Source organism: Stenotrophomonas sp. Steno-Z4 (genome assembly GCF_056393145.1).
Genome location: NZ_JBWJPC010000027.1, coordinates 1 through 202, shown reverse-complemented (window position 1 = coordinate 202; position 202 = coordinate 1). Strand labels below are relative to the sequence as shown.

General features: G+C 63.9%; 1 protein-coding gene. It reads left to right on the top strand.

Going from position 1 to position 202, the window contains the following annotated elements; all coding sequences use genetic code 11:
- The coding region (locus tag AC06E7_RS19115) for an EF-Tu/IF-2/RF-3 family GTPase (protein WP_478065608.1) at window positions 1–202 on the top strand (202 nt) is incomplete at both ends.

The window sequence follows — 202 nt, the reverse complement described above, 5'->3', positions numbered from 1 at the left end:
TGACACCCAGAAGACCACCGTGACCGGTGTGGAAATGTTCCGCAAGCTGCTGGACCAGGGTCAGGCAGGCGACAACGCCGGTCTGCTGCTGCGCGGCACCAAGCGTGACGACGTCCAGCGCGGCCAGGTGCTGTGCAAGCCGGGTTCGATCAAGCCGCACACCGAGTTCGAAGGCGAAGTCTACGTGCTGTCGAAGGACGAG